The 20,602-nt window shown below is 59.4% G+C and carries 13 protein-coding genes; 5 read left to right on the top strand and 8 right to left on the bottom strand.

Annotated features, from left to right (window positions below):
* Nucleotides 1–30: 30 nt before the first annotated feature.
* The 3 genes from wecB to AC1D2Q_RS01105 all read right to left on the bottom strand — a co-directional run bounded on the left by wecB (nucleotide 31) and on the right by AC1D2Q_RS01105 (nucleotide 3,257).
* Nucleotides 31–1,305 carry a non-hydrolyzing UDP-N-acetylglucosamine 2-epimerase gene (gene wecB / locus AC1D2Q_RS01115; RefSeq protein WP_477811953.1) on the bottom strand — a complete coding sequence of 425 codons (1,275 nt, stop codon included), beginning with the start codon at nucleotides 1,303–1,305 and terminating at the stop codon, nucleotides 31–33.
* Nucleotides 1,306–1,979: 674 nt separating this feature from the next.
* Nucleotides 1,980–2,300: an isochorismate lyase gene (locus tag AC1D2Q_RS01110; protein WP_019580154.1), complete on the bottom strand. Its 321-nt coding sequence runs from the start codon at nucleotides 2,298–2,300 to the stop codon at nucleotides 1,980–1,982.
* 57 nt (nucleotides 2,301–2,357) lie between these two features.
* Nucleotides 2,358–3,257 (bottom strand): LysR family transcriptional regulator, encoded by a 900-nt coding sequence (locus AC1D2Q_RS01105; RefSeq protein ID WP_477811952.1) that lies wholly within the window; start codon nucleotides 3,255–3,257, stop codon nucleotides 2,358–2,360.
* A 92-nt stretch (nucleotides 3,258–3,349) separates the two neighbouring features.
* On the opposite strand from AC1D2Q_RS01105, the gene AC1D2Q_RS01100 reads away from it, so the two are divergent.
* Nucleotides 3,350–4,357: an aldo/keto reductase gene (locus AC1D2Q_RS01100; RefSeq protein WP_477811951.1), complete on the top strand. Its 1,008-nt coding sequence runs from the start codon at nucleotides 3,350–3,352 to the stop codon at nucleotides 4,355–4,357.
* 107 nt (nucleotides 4,358–4,464) lie between these two features.
* On the opposite strand, the gene AC1D2Q_RS01095 is transcribed toward AC1D2Q_RS01100, so the two are convergent.
* The 5 genes from AC1D2Q_RS01095 to AC1D2Q_RS01075 form a co-directional block, all read right to left on the bottom strand.
* Nucleotides 4,465–7,560, bottom strand: coding sequence for an efflux RND transporter permease subunit (locus AC1D2Q_RS01095; RefSeq protein WP_477811950.1), 3,096 nt, complete (start codon nucleotides 7,558–7,560; stop codon nucleotides 4,465–4,467).
* Nucleotides 7,557–8,669, bottom strand: coding sequence for an efflux RND transporter periplasmic adaptor subunit (locus AC1D2Q_RS01090; RefSeq protein ID WP_477811949.1), 1,113 nt, complete (start codon nucleotides 8,667–8,669; stop codon nucleotides 7,557–7,559). Before AC1D2Q_RS01090 ends, AC1D2Q_RS01095 begins: the two co-directional genes overlap by 4 nt.
* 29 nt (nucleotides 8,670–8,698) lie before the next feature.
* Nucleotides 8,699–10,207 (bottom strand): efflux transporter outer membrane subunit, encoded by a 1,509-nt coding sequence (locus tag AC1D2Q_RS01085; protein WP_477812195.1) that lies wholly within the window; start codon nucleotides 10,205–10,207, stop codon nucleotides 8,699–8,701.
* A 117-nt stretch (nucleotides 10,208–10,324) separates the two neighbouring features.
* On the bottom strand, nucleotides 10,325–10,540 hold the full coding sequence (locus AC1D2Q_RS01080; RefSeq protein ID WP_477812194.1) for a hypothetical protein: 216 nt from the start codon (nucleotides 10,538–10,540) through the stop codon (nucleotides 10,325–10,327).
* Between the two features lie 124 nt (nucleotides 10,541–10,664).
* Entirely contained in the window at nucleotides 10,665–13,562 is a 2,898-nt protein-coding gene (locus tag AC1D2Q_RS01075; protein ID WP_477811948.1) for an AAA family ATPase, read from the bottom strand.
* A 232-nt stretch (nucleotides 13,563–13,794) separates the two neighbouring features.
* Here AC1D2Q_RS01075 and mhpA point away from each other — a divergent pair, with 232 nt between their 5' ends.
* The 4 genes from mhpA (at nucleotide 13,795) to AC1D2Q_RS01055 (ending at nucleotide 20,581) form a co-directional block, all read left to right on the top strand.
* The gene (gene mhpA, locus AC1D2Q_RS01070) at nucleotides 13,795–15,453 is read left to right on the top strand and encodes a bifunctional 3-(3-hydroxy-phenyl)propionate/3-hydroxycinnamic acid hydroxylase MhpA (protein ID WP_477811947.1); all 1,659 of its coding nucleotides are present in this window, start codon (nucleotides 13,795–13,797) and stop codon (nucleotides 15,451–15,453) included.
* Nucleotides 15,454–15,455: 2 nt separating this feature from the next.
* The gene (locus tag AC1D2Q_RS01065; RefSeq protein ID WP_477811946.1) at nucleotides 15,456–16,100 is read left to right on the top strand and encodes a TetR/AcrR family transcriptional regulator; all 645 of its coding nucleotides are present in this window, start codon (nucleotides 15,456–15,458) and stop codon (nucleotides 16,098–16,100) included.
* A gap of 581 nt (nucleotides 16,101–16,681) precedes the next feature.
* Nucleotides 16,682–17,758, top strand: coding sequence for a nucleoside hydrolase (locus AC1D2Q_RS01060; protein WP_477811945.1), 1,077 nt, complete (start codon nucleotides 16,682–16,684; stop codon nucleotides 17,756–17,758).
* Nucleotides 17,759–18,037: 279 nt separating this feature from the next.
* A complete protein-coding gene (locus tag AC1D2Q_RS01055) occupies nucleotides 18,038–20,581 on the top strand; it encodes an exo-alpha-sialidase (protein WP_477811944.1) in 2,544 nt (847 codons plus the stop codon).
* Nucleotides 20,582–20,602: the final 21 nt, after the last annotated feature.

Raw genomic sequence — 20,602 nt, 5'->3', positions numbered from 1 at the left:
TCGAGCTGATAAGGGGAGGAGCGGTTCGGTTTAGAGAGAGGTGAAAGCCGGGTAATTTTCCTCGGGCACAGGCACCGCTGTCGGGTGATGCAGGAACTTGGGCAATGACTGCCGAGCGACGACGAACTCATCGACCGGACGCCCCATCAGCGCGTCGACGATGCGCGCACTGGCGCGGCCATCGCCGTATGGGTTGGCCGCCTGGGAGCATCGACGCCACAGCAACTCGTCATCGAACAACGCGTTGACACTCGCGATGATCGAGTCCGGTGAGGTCCCTACCAGGCGCACAGTGCCCGCCGCGACCGCTTCGGGGCGCTCGGTAACGTTACGCATGACCAGCACGGGTTTACCCAGTGAGGGCGCTTCTTCCTGCACGCCACCGGAGTCGGTGAGGATCACGTGTGCCCGTTGCATCAGGCGCACGAAAGCCAGGTAGTCCAGTGGCTTGATCAGGTGCACATTGGGCAGGTCGCCCAACTGCTCGGTGACCGGGCCCATGACATTGGGGTTCAAGTGCACCGGATAGACGATCTGGATGTCGGCACGCCGGGCCAAATGGCTCAGGGCCTTGCAGATGTCGAGGAAGCCTTCGCCGAAGTTTTCCCGACGATGCCCGGTGACCAGCAATACCTTGCGGCCAGGTTGCAGGAACGAGAATTGCTCATCCAGGCCTGCACGCAGGTCAGCGTCCTTTTCGATGCGCTGCGCGGTCATCTGCAAAGCGTCGATCACCGTGTTGCCGGTCACGAAAGAGCGCCCCTGCAAACGCTCGTCGAGCAGGTTTTTTTGCGACTCGTGGGTCGGCGCAAACAGCATGTCCGCACCCAGGTCGATGCAGCGACGATTCATTTCTTCCGGCCACGGGCTGTAGATGTCACCGGTGCGCAGGCCGGCTTCCACATGGCCGACCGGGATGCGTCGATGGAACGCAGCCATCGCGGCCACCATGGCCGAGGTGGTGTCGCCATGTACCAGCACCCGGTCCGGGTGGGCCATTTCCAGCACCGGATCAATCGCTTCGTATAGCGCCGCGGTCAGCGAATTAAGCGTCTGGTGCGGCGTCATCACATCGAGGGTGAAATCGGCCTTGAGGTCGAACAGATCCAGCACCTGTTTAAGCATGCTTTGATGTTGGCCGGTGATGCATATCTGCGAATGAATGCCAGGTTCCGCAGCGAGGGCTTTGACTAAAGGCGCCATCTTGATGGCTTCAGGACGGGTACCGAAGATCGAAAGGACTTTAAGCCTTGAATGATGGCGGACGATGATGCCTTCCTCGCGCACTTCTAGTGCGCAACACAAAAGCTGCCCCAAGTTTTATTGAAACTTGAGCCACGCTAGCGTTATTTGAGTTTAGTAAAGGCCGGGATAGTCAGCGTGAGCGCTGATGTTCACTTCATGTGAGAGGGGACGTCGCCTGGAAACCCGGAAGCTGCCGGATTATTAGCATCAAAGATGAATATTTTAAAGCGTTATGTGTGGGTTTTTATTTAATTATAAAGTTTGAAACTTTTATATTTGTGGTCGGTCACTTATGGTTTTTAATGATTTTAAGAGGTTTTTATTTAAGTGTTTTATAAGTTTTAAATTGTTGATTTATATGGTTATTTTATATTTTTGCTCCGTTCGTCAGTGCGCATGAATTATTCATGGGTTGCTAGGGTCGCGTTGGCGCGGTTAAGGGCTGTCTTTCTGAATAATGGTGGTTGCGGCGGTCACTTAAATGACGCCTGAATATTGTCGCGATGCAGTAGGGTAATAAGTTTTTGTGAAAGGGTAAATGACCTATTAATAGGGGTTGATGTTTGAAGAAAGTGTTCGCCAGTATACTTGGCCTGTGTTTCAACAGAATCAGCCGATAGCAGTTCCTTTGCCATCAGCGTTTTCTGTGAGCCGAGCGCAAGTCCGCTCCAGGCCGATCGCAGCCTGTCATGGCTGACCAAAATAGACCTTGGCGGACAGTCATGACACCAGCGTCAGGCTTCGGATTGATGAGCCGCCCAGTGTTTCATCTCTTCGGCGATGAAGTGGTTCACCAGATCGCTGTACATCTTCTCGATGGCATCCGGGCTCAGGCCCTCGGCTTCGGCCCATTCGCGTCGTGTTGCCAGCATGGCCTTGAAACGCTCCGGAGCGCGCACCGAAGTCACCGAGGTCTTGAACTTCGAGGCGGCCAGCACGTAGTGAAAACGCTTGCCCAGCAGCTTGATAACGGCCTGATCAAGGGCGTCGATTTCGCGTCGGATATCTTCCATGCCTGCACACTCTGCGGGCTGCAACTGATTGATGACTTCCATGTAGGTGACTCCGTTTGTTGAAAAAAACGTGGGATTCAAGTTTTGATTCTACGACGGCTACGCAGCCTCGCGAACCTTGATAAATTCGATAAGCGCTTTCAAGGCGGGTGGCACAAGGCGCCGGCTTGAGTAGTAAAGAAAGAACCGGCTGGGTGGTGCTTTCCACTCCTGGAGTATTTCTCTGAGATGCCCGTTCCGGAGATCGTCGCGCACCAGTTCCTCGTAGACATAGGCAATACCAGCGCCATCTTTCGCTGCCTGGATCATCAGCGCATCGTCTTCCAGAATCAGCGGGCCGGTGACGGATAACCGTATCGGTTGACCGTCGGCTTGATACTCCCAGGCGTAAAGTTTGCCACTGGGAAAACGCCTGGCAATGCACGCATGGTCGAGCAAGTCGCGGGGGACGTGCGCGGTTCCCTTCGCGGCCAGATAAGCATCCGAAGCAACGGTCACGAACGATTGAGGTGCGCCGACAGGGACTGCGATCATGTCACCGGCCAGGCTTTCACCAAAGCGGACTCCAGCGTCAAATCCCTCATTCACGATATCGGTCAATCCATCATCGGTGATCAGGTCCAACTGAATACGTGGATACCTGGCCACGAAGGGCGCCAGCACTTTCGCAAACACGATGCGAGCTGCCGGACGCGCCACGTTGAGGCGAAGTTTGCCAGTGGGCACTTCCTGCATCGAGGTCAATTGCGCCAATGCATCGTTAACCTGGTGCAGGCTCGGGACCAGCGTTGCCAATAGCTGCTGGCCGGCCTCGGTCGGGGTCACGCTACGAGTAGTTCGGTTCAGCAACCTGATGCCCAAACGTGCTTCCAACGCTCGCATTGCGTGACTCAACGCGGAAGCCGAAACGCCACGTTCGTCGGCGGCCTTGCGAAAGCTGCGATGGCGAGCGACGGCGGCAAAGGCGTCGAGTTCAGAGAGATCGGGGTGATAACTCATGAGTGTTGTTCAGTAGTTCAAATACGATTACCTATCTTATCGTCATGAGACCTCTGCCGGATACTTCCTCCATCATTCGTGGAGAGGTCGCTATGCAAAACAATCGTCTTGGATCATCGGATTTTCTGATTTCGCCGATTGGCCTGGGAACCTGGGCAATCGCCGGCACCGGCTGGGAGTACAGTTGGGGAGCGCAGGATGACAAGGACAGCCTGGGCGCACTTGAATATGCCGTCGAACGCGGCGTGAACTGGATTGATACCGCAGCGGTTTATGGCTTGGGCCATGCAGAGCAATTGGTGGGGCAATTACTGCGGCGGGTACCGGCCTCACGGCGTCCGTTGGTGTTCACCAAAGGCAGTTTGGTCTGGGACCCGGTCACGAAGAAGATTTCGCATTCACTGGCCCCTGAATCGTTGCTCGCCGAGATCGACGCAAGCTTGCACCGGCTTCAAGTCGAGACGATCGATCTTTATCAGATCCACTGGCCTGCTTTTCCTGCCGACGCCAGCAGTGAAGGCATTGAAATGGCGCTTTCGGCTTTGGCTGCCGCGCGCGATCAAGGAAAGATTCGCGCTATCGGTGTATCGAATTTCGATGTCGCTCAACTCAAGCGGGCGCAGGCGGTGACAGAGATCGTTTCGCTCCAGCCGCCGTACTCCGCCTTGATGCGGGACATCGAGAAGGACGTTCTGCCATTCTGCGAGCAGGCCGGGATGGGTGTCCTTGCCTATTCCACGCTTCAATCAGGGCTGCTTTCCGGCAGCATGACGCGCGAACGCATCTCGCAACTGCCCGACGACGATTGGCGCAAGGCCCGAAGTGCTGATTTCCAGGAGCCCCGTTTGAGTGCGAACCTGGCATTGGTTGACGTCATGGCACGCATTGGATCAAGGCACGGGGTGAGCGCTGCGGCGGTCGCCATCGCCTGGGTACTTCGTAAACCGGTCGTGACGGGCGCCATTGTCGGAGCCCGCCATCGCGCACAAGTAGACGGGCTGATTGCAGCCCTGGAGTTGCGCCTCAGCGCTGCGGAAATCGACGAAATTCGACCGTTTCTGCCGGCGGGCATGGGAACGAATGTCCCTGGTGCCGCCTGACACTCTTGAGCAGAGGATGAGTGTTCAGTCTTGCATGCTGAACGCAGGCGTTCGATGGGTAGCAGAGCGGTCGATCAAGATCGCAATGCTACCCACCGGGGCACTCATCACTCAGCAGCGAGCGCGGCATCCCCCCGTACCTGTTGAGTGTCTGCGGCCGTCTGGCGACCCACCTTGAACCATGCGGCGTACAACGCCGGGACGAAGAAGATCGTCAGTAGCGTTGCCACGGTAAGCCCGCCCATGATTGCAATTGCCATCGGCCCCCAGAACACACTGCGCGTTAGCGGGATCATTGCAAGCACGGTGGCCAGCGCCGTCAGCATCACCGGACGGGTCCGGTGAATGGCGGCATCCAGCACGGCATTCCACGGGTCGCGCCCTTCGGCGATCTCGGTTTGCACCTGGTCGATCAGGATTACCGAGTTGCGCATGATCATGCCACCCAGTGCAATGATGCCCAGGATCGCGACGAAGCCCAGCGGCGACTGGAACACCAGCAGCGCCGGCACCACACCGATCAAGCCCAGCGGTGCGGTCAGCACCACCATCCACATGCGAGAGAAGTTCTGCAGTTGCAGCATAAGCAGCAGCAGGATGCTGATCATCATCAGTGGGGCCACCGCCAGCAGCGCCTTGTTGGCCTTGTCGCTTTCCTCCACCGCGCCGCCTACGTCGATGCGGTAGCCCGACGGCAGTTTCGCTTCGATCTCCTTGAGCAACGGCTGGATCTGCTGCGTCACCGATACACCTTGCTCGCCATCCTTCACGTCGGCACGCACCGTGATCGCCATGTCGCGGTTGCGGCGCCACAGCACCGGCTCTTCCAGTTCAGAGCGCACCTGTGCGACTTGCGACAGTGGCACCACCGTGCCCTGGCGCGTATAGAGGTTGATGTCTTTGAGTGTGTCGAGGCTCAAGCGCTCCTCAGGCACGGCACGGGCCACGATGTCGATCAGGTCCTCATGCTCACGCAGTTGCGACAGGGTTGCGCCGTTCATCACGGTCTGGGTCGCCAGCGACACGTCGGCCGGCGTAAGACCCAGCGCACTTGCCTTGTCCTGATCCAGCTGCACTTTCAGCGTGCGCACCGGGTCGTTCCAGTCAAGCTGGAGGTCGCGCACCTTCGGGTTGGACGCCACCACCTTCTCTACATCGCGAGCGATCCGGCGCACCACCTGGGTATCGGGGCCTACGACGCGGAACTGCACCGGGTAGCCGACAGGCGGCCCCAACTCGAGCCGGGTCACCCGCACCCATGCTTGCGGGAATTGTTGGTCGGCCGAGGTCACCAGCCGCGCACGGACTCGCTCGCGTGCATCCAGGTCCTTGGTMATCACAACGAACTGGGCAAATCCGGGATTCGGCAGCTCGGGATTGAGCGAGAGATAGAAGCGCGGTGCGCCGGCGCCGGTGTAGGCGGTATAGAAACGCACGTCCTCATCCTTCGCCAGGATCTCTTCCATGTGCTTGACCTGCTCGGTCGTCGCGGCGAACGAGGAGCCTTCCTTGACGCGCAGGTCAATGACCAGTTCAGGACGCGAACTGTTGGGGAAGAACTGCTGCGGCACTAGCTTGATACAAGCCAGCGCAAGCACCAGGGCGCCAAACGTCGCACCGATGACCGCCCAGCGGTGCTCGATGGCAGCGTCGATCAGGCGGCGCAGGGTACGGTAGAACTTCGTGTCGTACAGATCACCATGCTGGTGCTTGCCCAAGTCGTTGGGCAGCATCTTGACCGCCAGGTACGGCGTGAAGATACCGGAGCAGATCCACGAGAACAGCACCGCGGCACCGACGATCCAGAAAATGCCACCTGCGTACTCGCCGGTAGTGGACTTCGAGAGGCCGATCGGCAGGAAGCCCACGACGGTGATGAGTGCGCCGGTCAGGCGCGGCATGGCGGTGGACTGATAGGAGAAGGCAGCCGCCTTCACGCGGTCCATGCCGGTTTCCATCTTCGCCACCATCATCTCGATGGCGATAATGGCGTCATCCACCAGCAGCCCCAACGCGATAATCAGCGAGCCGAGCGAGATGCGTTCGAGGTTCCAGCCCATCGCCAGCATCACCAGCGCCACGCCGCCCAGCACCAGCGGCACCGTGGTCGCGACCACGAGGCCGGCGCGCCAGCCCAGGCTGGCCAGGCTCACCGCGATCACGATGATCAGCGCTTCGGCCAGCGCATGACCGAAGTCCAGGATGGCGTCCTTCACCGTCGTTGGCTGGTCGGCCACCAGCTCCAGCTCCACGCCGTGTGGAAGTTCGGACTGGATCTTGGCGACGGCCGTATTCATCGCCTTGCCAAGGTCCACGATGTTGCCGTCGCTGGTCATCGTGATGCCGAGCATCAGCACTGGCTGGCCGTTGTGGCGCACCGTGTAGGTGGGCGGATCCTCGAAGCCACGGGTAACGGTCGCAATGTCGCCGAGTTTGATCAGCCGGCCGCCCGCGCTGATGGGCACGTTGCGGATAGCCGCTTCGCTGGCGAATTGGCCGCCCACGCGCACCATCACGCGGTCGCCGTGGGTGTCGATCTGGCCTGCGGGCAACAGGGCGTTCTGGCTCTTGAGGCTTTCGGCGATGGCCAGCGGAGTAATGCCCAGCGCTGCCAGGCGCTCGTGCGAGAACTCGACATAAACACGCTTGGCCTGTTTGCCGATGAGGTCGATCTTCTTGACCATCGGCACCTTCAGCATCTGGCGCTTGATGTCTTCGGCTGCGTCCGACAGGTCGGCGTGGTCGACGCCGTCGCCCTTGACGGCGTACATCAGGCCATACACGTCGCCGTACTCGTCGTTTACGATCGGCCCGATCACGCCGTCAGGCAGCTCGAGGCTCAGGTCGTTGAGTTTTTTGCGCGCCTGGTACCAGGCCTCGCGCTGGTCAGCCTTGGAGGTGCCGCCGCGCACGGTGAGCGTCATGCCCGCGTAGCCTTGGCGCGCATAGGTGACCACCTTCTCGAAGTTGTCGATCTGCTCGAATTTCTTCTCCATGCGGTTAAGGACCTGGTCCTGCATCTGCTGGGCGGTAGCGCCCGGCCAGATGACCATGGTGGTCATGGAGGGCACGGAAAAATTCGGATCTTCGAGCTGACCGAGCCGGGTGAAGCTGAAGGCACCGGCCACCGCGACGAGGATGAGCATGAACAGGACGATGGCGCGGTGACGCAGCGCCCAGTCGGTGAGGTTGAAGTTGTTCATCGGGCGGCCTGCTGCGTGGTGTTCGCGTCAACAATCGATGCGCCGGGAAGCGCGACTTTCAGCCCGGATGACATCTTCTGTACCCCGGCGGTGACGACCAAAGCGCCGGCCTGCGGCCCGGAGACGAGCACTTCGTCATTGCGATAGCCCCACACCGCCACCTGCACCAGTTCGACGGTGCCTACCGGACCCTTGCCCGCGGGTGTGACCACCCACAGCGCCGGCTGGCCACCGTTTTGCGTCAGTGCCGTGGCTGGCACCGCCGCCACGGAGACATTTGTCATCGTCCGCTCGGCGGTTACCGTGGCAGTGGCGCCCAGCGGCAGCGCCTGCACCGGCTTGAGCCGCGCGCGATAGGTGCGTGTCTGCGCCGCAGCCTGCGGTGACAGTTCACGCAGCGTGACATCGAAGACTTCGTTCGGCGCACTGGCCAGCGAAGCCTTGAAACGCGCCTCCTTGAAGAGCGACAGCTGATCCTCGGGCACATCGATGACGATCTCGGACTCATCCGGATTCGCCACCGAGACAACCGGTTGGCCCTCGGCCACGACCTGTCCGGCCTCAAAGCGTACAGCCGTGACGACACCGCTACGCGAGGCGCGCAGCACGGTGTACTTGAGCCGGTTACGCGCGAGCTCAAGTTTTCGCGCCTCGGCCTCGGCGGTCGCATGCGCGGTTTGGGCGTTGGTCTGCGCGCGCTCGTCATCGGCCGCACTGACCGAGCCATCAGCCTTCAGCGCGGTCAGGCGCTGGCGGTCCGAGTCGGCCTGGCGAGTCTGCTCGACGGCAACCGTCCATTGTTGTCGCGACGCGTCTTCAGCGAGGCGGTAGTCGCTGTCATCCAGCACAGCCAGGATGTCGCCTTCGCGCACAAACTGACCTACATCGACCTTGCGCTGGGCTATTTTGCCGCCCACGCGGAAGGCCTGATCGACTTCGTGCCGCGACTGGACGGTGCCGACGTAACGACTGATGTCGCGGGCATTGTCGTAGTTGATTGCCGCGGTGCGTACCGGGCGTGGCGCCTGAACGGTGGGTTGTTCCGGGCTACAGGCGCAAAGCATGACGGCTACGGCCAGGGCGCCGGCGGCAGTAAGGGAGGTTTTCAAGGCGGTTCCTCTTTAAAAAACGGCAGTTCTCAGGAAAGTGGTGGCCGGTCGGCTTTGGTGGCTGCAGTGGAGGGGGCAGGTTGTTCGAACACCTGCCAGCCCCCGCCCAGTGCCTTGTAGAGCTGCACGCTATCGAGCAGCAGTCGGGTGCTGCTTTCATTGGCGTTCAAGCGTGCCGCCAGGCGCGCCCGCTGCGAATCCAGCAGCGGCAACAGGTCGATCTGCCCGCGGTTATAGAGCGACTGGGCGCGGTTCTGCGCAGACTCCGCGGACGCGGCGGCCAATTGCAGCGACCCGGAGCGGCGGCGCTCCTGCGTCAGCGTGACGAGGGCGTTCTCCACATCCTCAAGCGCCCGTACGATGCCGTCTTCGGCGCGAAGCAGCGCCTCTTGTTGAGCACTTTCGGCAGCGTCGTTGATCGCTTGCGTACGCCCGGCGTTGAAGATCGGCATCGCCAGCAGGCCCGCCACGTTGGTGAAGCGCGCAGCGCCGAGATCTGCGCCGTTCAGGTTCAGGCCCTGGCGACCGAAGGACGCGTCGAGGAAGAGCCGCGGAAACCACTCGGCCGCGGCCTGTTGGCGGCGCGCATTGGCTGCGTCGAGCTGCGCCATCAGCGCCAGCACATCAGGTCGACGTTGCAGCAGCGCGGCGGGCTGGCCCGGCTTGGCCTCGGGCACCACCGCCACATCACTATTGGAGGACTGGATGTTCGCGGTATTGAAGGACTGGTCGGCGATCAGCACCGCGATGCGATGGCGCGATACCTCCGTCAGCGTTTCCAGCGGCGGAATCTGTGCCCGTGCCGACAAGGCGTCGGTCTGCGCGCGCTCGACGTCGAAGGCGGATGCCAGCCCTACCTGCTGGCGCGCGGTGACCAGACGCAGCGTCTCGTCCTGCATCGCCGAGATGGCGCGCAGGGTCGCGACCTGGCGCTGCGCGCCGATCAGTGTGAAGTAATTGCTGACGACGTCGCTCATCACCAGCAGACGTACACCGCGCATGCTGTCCTCCGCGGCCAGCGCATCGGCGTTGGCCGCTGCTGCGCCGGCGCGCAGGCGCCCGCTCAGGTCGAGTTCCCAGGAGACGTCCAGGCCTACACTGGTGGTCTTGGTATCCGGATAACCCTGTTTCGTGGCCGAGTTGTAGCCGGAGCTGCGATCGCTGCCGGAGGCGGATGCGCCGACGCTCGGGAGCAGCCAGGAACGGCTGACCGTTTCGCCGGCACGCGCGGCGCGCAGACGCTCGGCGGCAATCTTGACGTCGCGGTTCTCGCGCGCTGCTCGGCGCACCAGATCCGTCAGCACCGGGTCATGGTAGACCTCCCACCATGCCGCCTCGGGTTCCATCTCGGAGGCTGTGCTCGCGGCGAAGTTGCTCGGCAGTTCGACCGACGGCTTGACGACCGGCGTGGAGCAACCGCCCAGGGCGAGGGCGATCGAAGTGGCAAGGGCGGCCGCTACAACGGCGAGCCCGGCCCGTTGCAAGGTCGGCCGACCGGTATGGAGGGGCAGTGGAAAGGAAACTGGAAGTCGCGGCATCGCATTGGACTCGTGTAGATTCGAGGTGGCATCAGCGTAGGGCCCGGTGTGTGCGAAGTCGTCAGCGAAGCGTCGCCATTCGGTCGCCATATCGAGCGCTCATTCAGGTTGGGGACGTCACTCGCCGTCGGCGTCTGGCGCGTGCTCGCCGGCCGCCGACGCGAGGTCCGAGTCGATCGACTCCAGCAACTCTTCGGCGGACGAAAACTCGCGCTGACGGCCGGTGACCAGATTTTCGAGGCGGCCCATGAGGGCCTCCGGCGTGGCATCGCTACGCAGCTTCAATACGTACGAGCGGCGGCTCGGGAATTTGGATTCAGGGTTCAGGCTCATCGCAGACCAGGGGATCAAGGAAGTTCGACGACAGCGTAGGCCGCCTCCCTGGTCGAGTCGTAAGCGAAAGGTCAGGCTTCGGTCGGGACTACGCCGCCCCCCACAAGTTTTTACCCTTGGTTCTTCAAGTCGGGGTTGCAGCCTGAAGCAGCGAGCGCGCACGTTTCACCGGCTCGGTTCCATCGGTTTCGGGCAATTGGTCCACCAGTGTCGCCAAGGCCTGGAGGTCCTCGGTCGTGGCGTCGTGGTGCTCGCACAACTCGACCAGCGCGAGCAGCTCCAGCCACGGTGCTGCCTGGGCGCGAGCCTCCTCAATCGCACGCCGCACCGCCGTGCCGCCGGCGTCGAGCCGGCCTTGCATCCGCGCGATCGCTGCCGCCAGCAGCAACAGTTGCGGCAGGTACACGCGCTCACCCAGTTCTTCCCCCACCCGTAGTGCTTCCTCCAACTCGACTTGAGCGGCGTCGCAATCACCGGCCAGCAACAACGCCTCGGCGGCGTAGCCGAGCACCTCGCTGGCGCCGGAACGCATGCCGAGTCCGGTATGTTCGTCGTAGGCCTCGCGGATGCTGCGGTAGCCGTCGCGCGGTGCGCCGTTGCGCGCGTCGGCCCAGCCGCGCCACCAGCGGCAAGCCGTGCGCCCCAGTGCAAGCGAATACTCGTCGACCAGCGTCTGCATGTCGTCAGCCAGCGCTGCCACACGTACAGGGTTTCCCATCCGCACCTCGATCAACACCTCCTGCCAGGTGGCGACCAGCCAGGTCATGGGCTGGCGTAGCGCCTGCGCGCGGGTCCGCGCCTGCTGCATGTGGGTTCGGCCTTGCTCAACCAGGCCAGAACGCACGAGTTCTATGGCCAACATACCGTGCAGCATGACCTGAGGATCAGCCGCAAAGATCTCGTTCGCACCAATGTCCAGCGGCTCGGCGATTGCGAGGGCGCGCTCTAGCCAGTGGCGGGTCTCTTGTGTACGCCCCTGAAGATGATGCACCTCGCCCTGTACGATGCATGCCACCAGCATGAGCGCTGGATCATTCGCCTCGCACGAGAGGGTTTCGGCGCGTTCTGCTACCGCCAGCGCCTGCGCATAGTCGCCGCGCAGCCCGAGCAGATAGCCGAAGCCGTGCAGCAGGCGCCCGCGCATCGGATGCTCGGGTAGCTCCGCTAGCCGCGTGTACGCGCGTTCGAACGCGTTCCTGGCTTCGTTGCCGACACCGAGCGTATGGAAAGCCGATACGCCCTGCAGCGTCGCCAAGGTAATTTCGAGCGTATCGCGCTCGATCCCTTCCGGTGCTTGCCGCAGCAGGACTAGCGCGCGCTCGGTGAGACCGATGCACAAGACCGGGCTGAAGTGCAGCAGCGCGGCTTCCGCGGCTTCGGCGTAATAACGCAGCGCGATCATCGGCTGCCGAGCCCGGTCGAAGTGTGTCGCCAGTTCCGAGGCAGCAACAGGCACACCGGCCTTGCGTTCGTGTTCGAGCGCAGCGCCAACCTGGTGATGAAGGTGGGTGCGCAACGAGCGCGGCGTGCGGTCGTACAGTACCTGGCGGAAGAGGGCATGGCGGAACGAGTAGGGTAGCTCCGCCATTTCATCAGGTTCGGCGACCCGCGACCGCGTGAGCCACATCTGCTCGCGCACCAGTTCCTCGCAGGTGTCGGCCACGCAAGCGAGATCGCGCTCGAGGGCCAGCGAAACCGTCTCGACCCGAAAATCGACTCCGCAGACTGCTGCCGCCGAGAGCAGCGCACGCTGCTCGTGCCCGAGCCTGGTGATGTAGTGATCAATGATGGCCGCGAGGTTTTCGGGAACCGCCATTCCCACCAGCCGGGCTTCGATGGTGGCGTCGTCGTCCGCAGGATCCATCACTTCACTGATGACTGACGACACGAACAGCGGCACACCGTCGGTGCGCTCGTGCAGGGCACGCACGAAGGCTTCATCGCGCGCCAGCGATGTCGAACGTAACGCGATGTAGTCAGCGACTTCGGTTTCCGAGAACGGATCGAGCACCACTTCCTCGCACAGACGTTGTTGGCGCAGTTCGTGGCGCAACGAATTGAGCGGATGTTCGAGCGCCACCACCTCGGCGACGCGGAAGCTCGACAGCCACATAAGCCGTGTGCGGCCGCGCCGACGCGCCACATAGTCGATGAGCTGGACCGTCGCCCGATCGCTCCAGTGCAGGTCTTCAGTCACCAGCAACAGCGGTCGCTGCTCTGTGTAGCGGTCCAATAGCTCGCCCATTTCTCGCAGCATGCGATCCGGACCGATGCCCGCAAGTTCTCGCCGCAACGCGTCTCGCTCTTGCGCTGTGCTCAGCCACGGCAGTTGCAGCAGCCAGGTCGGCGCCACGGTGCGCAGCAGTGCCGGCAGGGCAGGGTCGCTGCGGCACAGATCGGCCAACGCCTCCAGCACCGGCAGGTACGGTTCGCCGGTGCCGTAGTGCTCCACGCAGTGGCCGCGGGCACAGGCGATGCCGTCCAGGCTCGCGAGGAAATGCTCGATCAACGTGGTCTTGCCAATCCCCGGTTCTCCGGCAAGCCAAACCACCGCACGCTGCCCGCCGCAAGCCCGCTCCCATGCCCGTTGCAGTCTTGAGAGCTTGTCGGTGCGACCAATGAATGGTGTCGACGGATACGCGCCGACCACTGGCACCGTCGTGAATGCAGACGGTATCGAAGGGGCAGGGGACGGCCCGGCGATGAACCGATAGCCGCGCCGTGACACCGTCTCGATGAAGCGGGGCTGCCTGGGGTCGTCGCCCAGCACCTTGCGCAGATCGCTGATGGCCGTCTTCAACACTGAATCGCTGACAAACCGATGTCCCCACACTTCATCCAGCAAAGCATCCTTGGTCACCAGCGATCCCGGTTGGCGTGCAAGTGCACAAAGCAGCATGAAGGGCGTTGGTGCCAACGCCACCGCTTCTCCATTACGTGACAAGCAGGCGTTGGTTTCGTCGAGTTCGAACTCGACGAAGCAGAGCTGGACCGGATTCGGATGGGACTGCGGACGTGCCACGTTGGATTCCTGAAAGCTGAAACAGAGTTATGCGCCGTGAGGCATGGCACGTGGTCACTCCAATAACAACGCTGATCGGCTCGGAAGCCAAGCCTCGTCGGTCGGAAACTGGTGCCAAAAAATTAATGACAAGTATTTCAATATTGAAAAATGTTTCAATTTTACATACCTTCACCTTGCCTGACGATGAGACCTGCGTGTCTCACGACTTCAATCACAACAAGGGCTCGAGATGAACAACAACAAGAAAGGTTCCGAATTGCCTTCCACCGCTGTCGATGTGCTGGTCGTCGGTAACGGTCCGGTAGGGGTGACGATCGCGGCGTTGCTCGGCCGCTATGGTGTAAAGACGCTGGTGTTGGACAAGTCCCATGAGGTCCTGCTGATGCCCCGCGCCATTGCTCTGGACAACGAGGCGCTTCGCATCCTGCAACTCGCTGGATTGTCGGAGGATGCTTTCGAGAAGATCGTTATCCCTGAAGTGAAGATGCATTCCCCGGTCCTCGGGCAATTCAGTCGGGCCAATACCGAGGGGTGCATCGACGGTCATCCCAAACTGGTGACGTTCTATCAACCCGACCTTGAACATGCGATGCGCAACCAGGTCTCCCGGCTGAAGTCGGTGACCAGCCTGGGTGGATTCGAGCTTGAGAATCTGGTCGAGGAGTCGGAGGGTGTCGTGGCCTCTGTACGGGATCAGGATGGCCATGTGCATTCCATACGCGCTCGCTACCTGATAGGTGCCGATGGTGCAAGCTCCAGGGTCAGAGCCTTGATTGGCCAGGAATTCGAAGGACAAACCTATGCAGAGGATTGGCTGATTGTCGATACCAGGAACCGGCATCAATCAGCGATCGATCACGTTGAGTTCATCTGTGACCCACGGCGCCCGACACCGCACATGCCCGCTCCCGGCGGAAGGGAACGTTGGGAGTTCATGCTGCACCCCGGCGAATCCCGGGAGGAGCTGGAAAGCCCGGAAAGCATCGCCCGGCTGATCGCACCATGGATCAATCCGCAGGAGCTGGAAATCGAGCGCAAGGCGGTGTATCGATTCCACGCGCGTTGCTGCAACCGATTCAGCAAGGGACGAGTCTTCCTTGCAGGGGACGCGGCCCACATCACCCCGCCTTTTGTCGGGCAAGGTCTCGTCGCAGGACTTCGAGATGGCGCCAACCTTGCCTGGAAACTGGCTTGGGTCCTTCACGGGCAAGCCGCGCCTTCAATACTCGGTACCTATGACGTGGAGCGTCGTCCCCATGCCCAGGCGATGATCAATCTGGCGAAACTCATGGGTCGCCTGGTGATGCCGAGAAACAAGGTCGCCGCTTTCTTCATCCACGGCATGATGCGCACGCTGGCGTTGACGCCCGCTTCCAGAAAGTACTTCGAACAGTTGGACATCAAGCCGAAGAACATCTTCAAGCAGGGTCTGTTCATGCAGCATCGTCGTGGCGACAAACTGGTTCGTGGCAGTCTGTTTCCCCAGGCCTGGGTGCGCAACACGCAACAGCGGATCCAGCTGAGCGACGATGCGCTCGGACACAACCTGACCCTGGTCGGGTTCGGTGTTGACCCGTTGTCACTGCTGAGCACTGCTCAGGTCTTTTCCTGGATAAAGATGGGCGGTCACTTCTTGCAGATCGGCCCCAGCGGTCAGCGCTCCGACAGCGGCTGCGATTTCATCGAAGACCTGAACCATGAGATCCTGCCGCTGGCCGGCAAAGGCACGCTCGTTGCGATTCGCCCCGACCGTATCATCATGCACCATGCTCCCGGCACAGAGGCAGACAGTCTGGTTCGGGACTGCCTGATCCTGATGACCAGTGTCGATTCCACTGCCGATAGCGTTTCCAGTACCATCAACGAGCCTCCTCGATTAAGAGCGTGAAGATGTCTGCCCCCACTTTTCCTGCAGAAGCAACCGAGCAAGAACCTCTCACTCGAGGCCACAAGAAGCGTGAACGCACCCGTCGCGGCCTGGTGGACGCGGCATTGCGTCTTGTCGCACGTAAGGAGGTGGGGGAGATTGCACTGCTCGAGGTCGCCGCGGAGGCTGCGGTATCCAACGGCACCATCTACAACTATTTTCGAACGCGCGACGAAGTACTCGAGGCGGTTGGCATCGCCATGGCGTCCGAGTTCTCCGATGCCATTTCCGCCTTGAGCTCGGACGTGCACTGCGGCGCACAGCGGCTTTCGATCGGCGTGCGCATGTTCGTTCGTCGGGCGGCCTACGACCATCAATGGGCCAACGCACTGCTGCGCATTATCCATTCCGATCAGACCATGCGCTCGCGCCTGGCTGCCCATGTGCTGGGCGACCTGCGTGAGGGGCTGCACGCGGGCACTTTCGCTTACGAAGACGAAGGGGTCGCCCTGGACCTGGTCGTGTCCTGTACAACCGGGGCCATGCGCTCGGTTGTCGAGGGACGTGCGGTGGCGGAGCACGATCTATTGGTCGCCGAGATGATTCTCAAGGCTCTGGGCGTAACACCGGCCAGAGCCAGGAAAATCGCCGGCAAGCCGCTACCCTAGTCCTGAGGTCATCCTCGTCCCGCCATGCTCGGCCAATCCATTGCCGACCATCGTTAGGGGCATACACTGTGAGTGCGTGCCCCTGTCTCTTCCTCCCCCCAAAAGTCGCAGCTAAGTTAAGTTGAGGCCTCAAAATATTTTCAGTTTCCACATCAATTACGGGCTTGAGGCGTTAAAGCGAAGAAGAAAGTCAGTCGGGCCATGCATGTAGTGAATCTATCATGCTGGATTCATAGTCAATCATTATCAGTAGATAAATGGATTAACCGCTCAAGCCACTAGACGATATTAAACAGGCGTTTACCATGGATGATGCTACTGTTACACCTGTACCTGCAAAAGCTGGATAGCTCGGCAATGCACTAGTATTCAAAGCTCAAGGTAGTGATGGTCAGAATGGGGCCGCAAGAGCGTAAGAATCGGGTTGGTTTCAAGCGGAGAGAGTCAGGGCAAAAGCAGGGGAGTCCAGCGGTGAAGAGGCGACCGCTGACGGTAAACTACCGCTGCTTTGGGCGAACAGGCTGATTGTTCCTATACTTAACATCGGACGTGAATTCTTCATTAGCCAGGAGGCTAACAATATGTCTGTACAACCCCTCACACACCTGCTCATAGATACCGATGTCGATTTCGACGACTACATGGCTATCTCGTATTTGCTAAAGCATCACGCGGTAAAGGTCGAAGGCATCACAGTGACGGGTGTGGGTGCTGTTCACTTAAGTCACGGTGTTGAAAATATCAGTAACTTCCTCACTCTGTTCGATAACCCTGAGATAGAGTGCATCCCCGTCGCCGCTGGTTTTCAGCGCCCCATGGTGTACAGCAATACCTTTCCATTTGAAACACGCCAGGCATCGGATCAACATTACGACGCCCCGTTTCCGCGGACAAACCTAAATCCCACGCGAACAGATGCGGTCGCTTTCTTAAGGGAAACATTGGAAAATGCCGATCATAAATTTACCGTATTAATGATAGGCGGCGGTACGACCTGGGGGCATTTGTTTCAGCAAGCCGAAACCGAAGACGCATTGCAAGATTTGTTGCTCACCAAAATAGACCGCATCGTTATGATGGGGGGGAATTTGTTGCCGCAATACGTCCAGCCCGGCGCGGCCGGCAATATTATTGACGCTCTGGGCGACACTCCCTACTACACCAACAAGGTCGCCGAATGGAACATCTTCCTGGATCCGCTTGCTGCCCAATATGTCTTTAATAGCGGGATCCCAGTGCAATTGGTTGCGCTAAACGCATGTAACCAGATCCCCATTACGCGGGATTTCCTAAACCAACTCGCCCGTATTTCCAACCCGATTGCTCAATTCCTCACACAAGTGCTGCAAAGCTCGACCATAGCGCCCGGCATCGGCACCTATCTGTATTTTTGGGATCCACTGGCGGCCGTTGCGGTAACCGACCCTCAGTTTATCCAATTTACCCGCTATGGCCTGCAAGTAGAGCAGGAGCTGAACGAAGAACAGGATACGAGCGGGAAGTTGGTGTGTGATAACGCTGGCGCTCCAGTCGACGTTGCCCTGGGGACCGCCCCCGGGTTCGTCAGGTCACTTTATCTGCACACCATTGCAGGGAACTCGGTCGAAGCCACGGTAGAAAACATGGCCCACGCAACGGCGGTAGCAGCAGATGAGTAGAATGCTCTCCATTCTTGCAACCGGCCTGGCCTTGGCGTGATTGGCGTCATCGGCCTTTGCCGATGACGTCGTAACCCTAAGGAAGCTTGCCTATCGCAACGCAGTCAATGACTTCCAGATCACACGCTATCCCATTTATTACAACAGAGGGGAAAATAAACCTGTTGAACCCGGACATCTCGCTGCGAATGCAGATCGCGCTTCAGCAATGAAACAACTACACCTGTCAGGGTGCACCCACGGCCTGTGGTGGCAACTAATTTCAAAGGAATGGAATAGATGAACGTTAAAGCAATACTTAGTCGGCTGATGCTGTGCATATGTGGTTTGTTGGCGGCTTCCTCAGCTTATGCGGAGAGCGTGATCATAGCGACCCCGAAACAAGGTGTGGGGATTGAAGTCGATGTTTTTGACAGTCCAGGTGCCTCAAGCGGTGCGCCTTCGTCGACGAGCATGGTGCCATTCAGGCCCACAGGGTTATATACACCCGTGGTGAAGTCGTTCAAGGGCAGGATCTATATGTTCTGGTCCAACGGTTACGATAAAAGTATTTATTTTACTACTTCAGCGGAGGGGAAAAACTGGGCCGCCCCACAAGCCATCAAAGTGGATAGTATCTTGGGCAATGTCTCAGTGACTGTATTTAAGCAAAAGCTGGTACTGACCTTTGCCGATTCCCAGAGCCGCTTAAAGACCATCAACTCCGAAGACGGGTTCGCTTGGTCCAACATTAACCCTGTCAGTACTGTCCATACGGCCATCAATAACAAACCTGTGGTTTATAACGGGCAGTTATTTGTCCTGTATAGCGAGAACGCAGGTAAAGCTGTTTACTATGTCACCTCGAATGATGGCCTTCGGTGGAGCCAGGAAAATTTAGCGTTCCAGGAAAGCGCCGACAAAATTCTGACGATGGTACCCATCGTCTATAACGGTAATTTATGGGTCTATTACTCTTTTAATAATAACGCCAGGTTCGCACGCACTTACGATCGGGCCGGCCGCTGGGGCGCGAAGCAAGCGCTGGTGGGCAAGAATTTCACGGGGCTCCTGGAAAGTGCAACAATGATCGGTGAGCGTGTGTTTATCAGCACTTCGTCTGGCATCTCCAATACTTTTTATTCAAACGATGGGTTGAACTGGAATCCGTATTTCTCCAAGAATTTCCCTGGTTATTTTACCTACCCGTCAGGATTGGGCGTTTCCTATGCCATTACCGCAAGCGATTTAACCGCAGACAACCCGCAACTGCCTGCGGATCTGGCTTCGGGCCTTAGCCATACCGACTATGCAACCTTCGCCTGGCGGAGCTTTATCGCGCTGAACAATACGGCCAAAGCTCCGTTGCCAGCTAACCGCGGCGTCGGCAATCCCGGCAGCAGCTTTGCCGATTCGGGTAAGGCGCCACAATCTTCCAGCCCCTTGTTGTGGCAAACCTTCGCCCACCGCACCGAGTTGTTTCCAGGGGATATGAAACAGAAAAACCCCGTAGGCGGCCCTACGCGTCCGTTTGCTTCTGACCCGCAATACAGCTATATCAAGTTCCCCAACGGTGCGCCTTTGGCGCCAGGCGCCAGCTATGCTCATTACAACAATCTGGACGAGGCGACCCAAATAGGACAAAACGCTATATTTTTCCCGCTCAACCCTCCGCAAGCGGCAATGAACGGGAGCAGTTATGCCCCTGCAAACGACAGCCAGATCCTGTTTGAGGCCAAGGCGAATCCTGTCGTTTACGAGTATGCGAAAAAGCTGAGCAGCTACCCGGGTCATATTGATCTGCCCGACGGCGCGGTGGAGGTCAAGGCGGCATGGCGCAAGCTGGCAGACATTCCGGCATCGCAGCGCGCGCGCTACCATACGGCAACGGTGGTGACCTATCAGGGCACCGATGATGCGCCGGTGGCGCACAATGAAGAGTACGCTCTGGTAGCCTTGCATATCATCCATAAGACGCCCAACTACCCGACCTTCATATTCGCCACTTTCGAGCATCAGGATGCCCTGACATTGCCCGACGGCACCTCGCCGACCGGCCTTTACTATATAGCCAACTACGACAAGATTGCTTACCCCGACTCGCAGAACAACACTCTACCGGTCGCTACCTTCTCTGACGGCAACACAATTCATTCGGTTACCCTGCCCAAGCGTGATGTTGCAGATCCGACCCATAATCCGCCCGTCTACTCCGGCAGCAACGGGATCCATGAGGGGCAGGCCGGCCCGATCCGTGTAGTGCAACCGCAAACCATCTATTCCGAAGTCACTGCGGTCAACAATCAGGTCAAGCAGCTAATGAACGGCAGCAGCGAATTCAATAATTCGGTCTGGAAGTACTACCGGCTTAAAGGGGTGCAGGCTATCCCGTCGAGTACTGAAACCGACCCGGATTATTACCTGGCCAATATCATGGTCGAAAGCAGCCAGCCGGGGATCCAGCTGTTTCGCGGGGGGAATGTGAAGTCATTCCCCATTCCGGAAGGCCACATCCTGACCAATGCGCGCAACATGAAAAACATCAGGGTGCCGGATTACGATCACAGCACTCAAAGCCAAAGCATGGGTGGCTGTATGGGGTGTCACGGCATCGCCCAGAGTTCACTGAAACAAGGCTTCAGTTTCCTGTTTGATGCGATCAATCGTACGAACAAATCCGCTGATGCCACCGGCTTTGCAAACCCGGAGACCGTAGGTTATCCAGATGCTGGCACCATGCAGAAACGAGCCCTGAAATACGCCCTCAACCTTGAGGACAAAGGCGCAATTGAGAAGACGGGCACGCAGCAGCCAAATACCTCGAACGATAAGGGGGAATATTAAATCGGCGCGATAGCGTTATAT

The sequence above is a fragment of the Pseudomonas sp. P1_A1 genome, assembly GCF_056406935.1.
This window is presented reverse-complemented; position numbering and strand designations above follow the sequence as displayed.

Coding starts and splice junctions, on each gene's coding strand:
- AC1D2Q_RS01065 (WP_477811946.1), top strand. CDS start 15,456: ATGTCTGCCCCCACTTTTCCTGCAGAAGCAACCGAGCAAGAACCTCTC.
- mhpA (WP_477811947.1), top strand. CDS start 13,795: ATGAACAACAACAAGAAAGGTTCCGAATTGCCTTCCACCGCTGTCGAT.
- AC1D2Q_RS01100 (WP_477811951.1), top strand. CDS start 3,350: ATGCAAAACAATCGTCTTGGATCATCGGATTTTCTGATTTCGCCGATT.
- AC1D2Q_RS01080 (WP_477812194.1), bottom strand. CDS start 10,540: ATGAGCCTGAACCCTGAATCCAAATTCCCGAGCCGCCGCTCGTACGTA.
- AC1D2Q_RS01085 (WP_477812195.1), bottom strand. CDS start 10,207: ATGCCGCGACTTCCAGTTTCCTTTCCACTGCCCCTCCATACCGGTCGG.
- AC1D2Q_RS01110 (WP_019580154.1), bottom strand. CDS start 2,300: ATGGAAGTCATCAATCAGTTGCAGCCCGCAGAGTGTGCAGGCATGGAA.
- AC1D2Q_RS01105 (WP_477811952.1), bottom strand. CDS start 3,257: ATGAGTTATCACCCCGATCTCTCTGAACTCGACGCCTTTGCCGCCGTC.
- AC1D2Q_RS01060 (WP_477811945.1), top strand. CDS start 16,682: ATGTCTGTACAACCCCTCACACACCTGCTCATAGATACCGATGTCGAT.
- AC1D2Q_RS01055 (WP_477811944.1), top strand. CDS start 18,038: ATGAACGTTAAAGCAATACTTAGTCGGCTGATGCTGTGCATATGTGGT.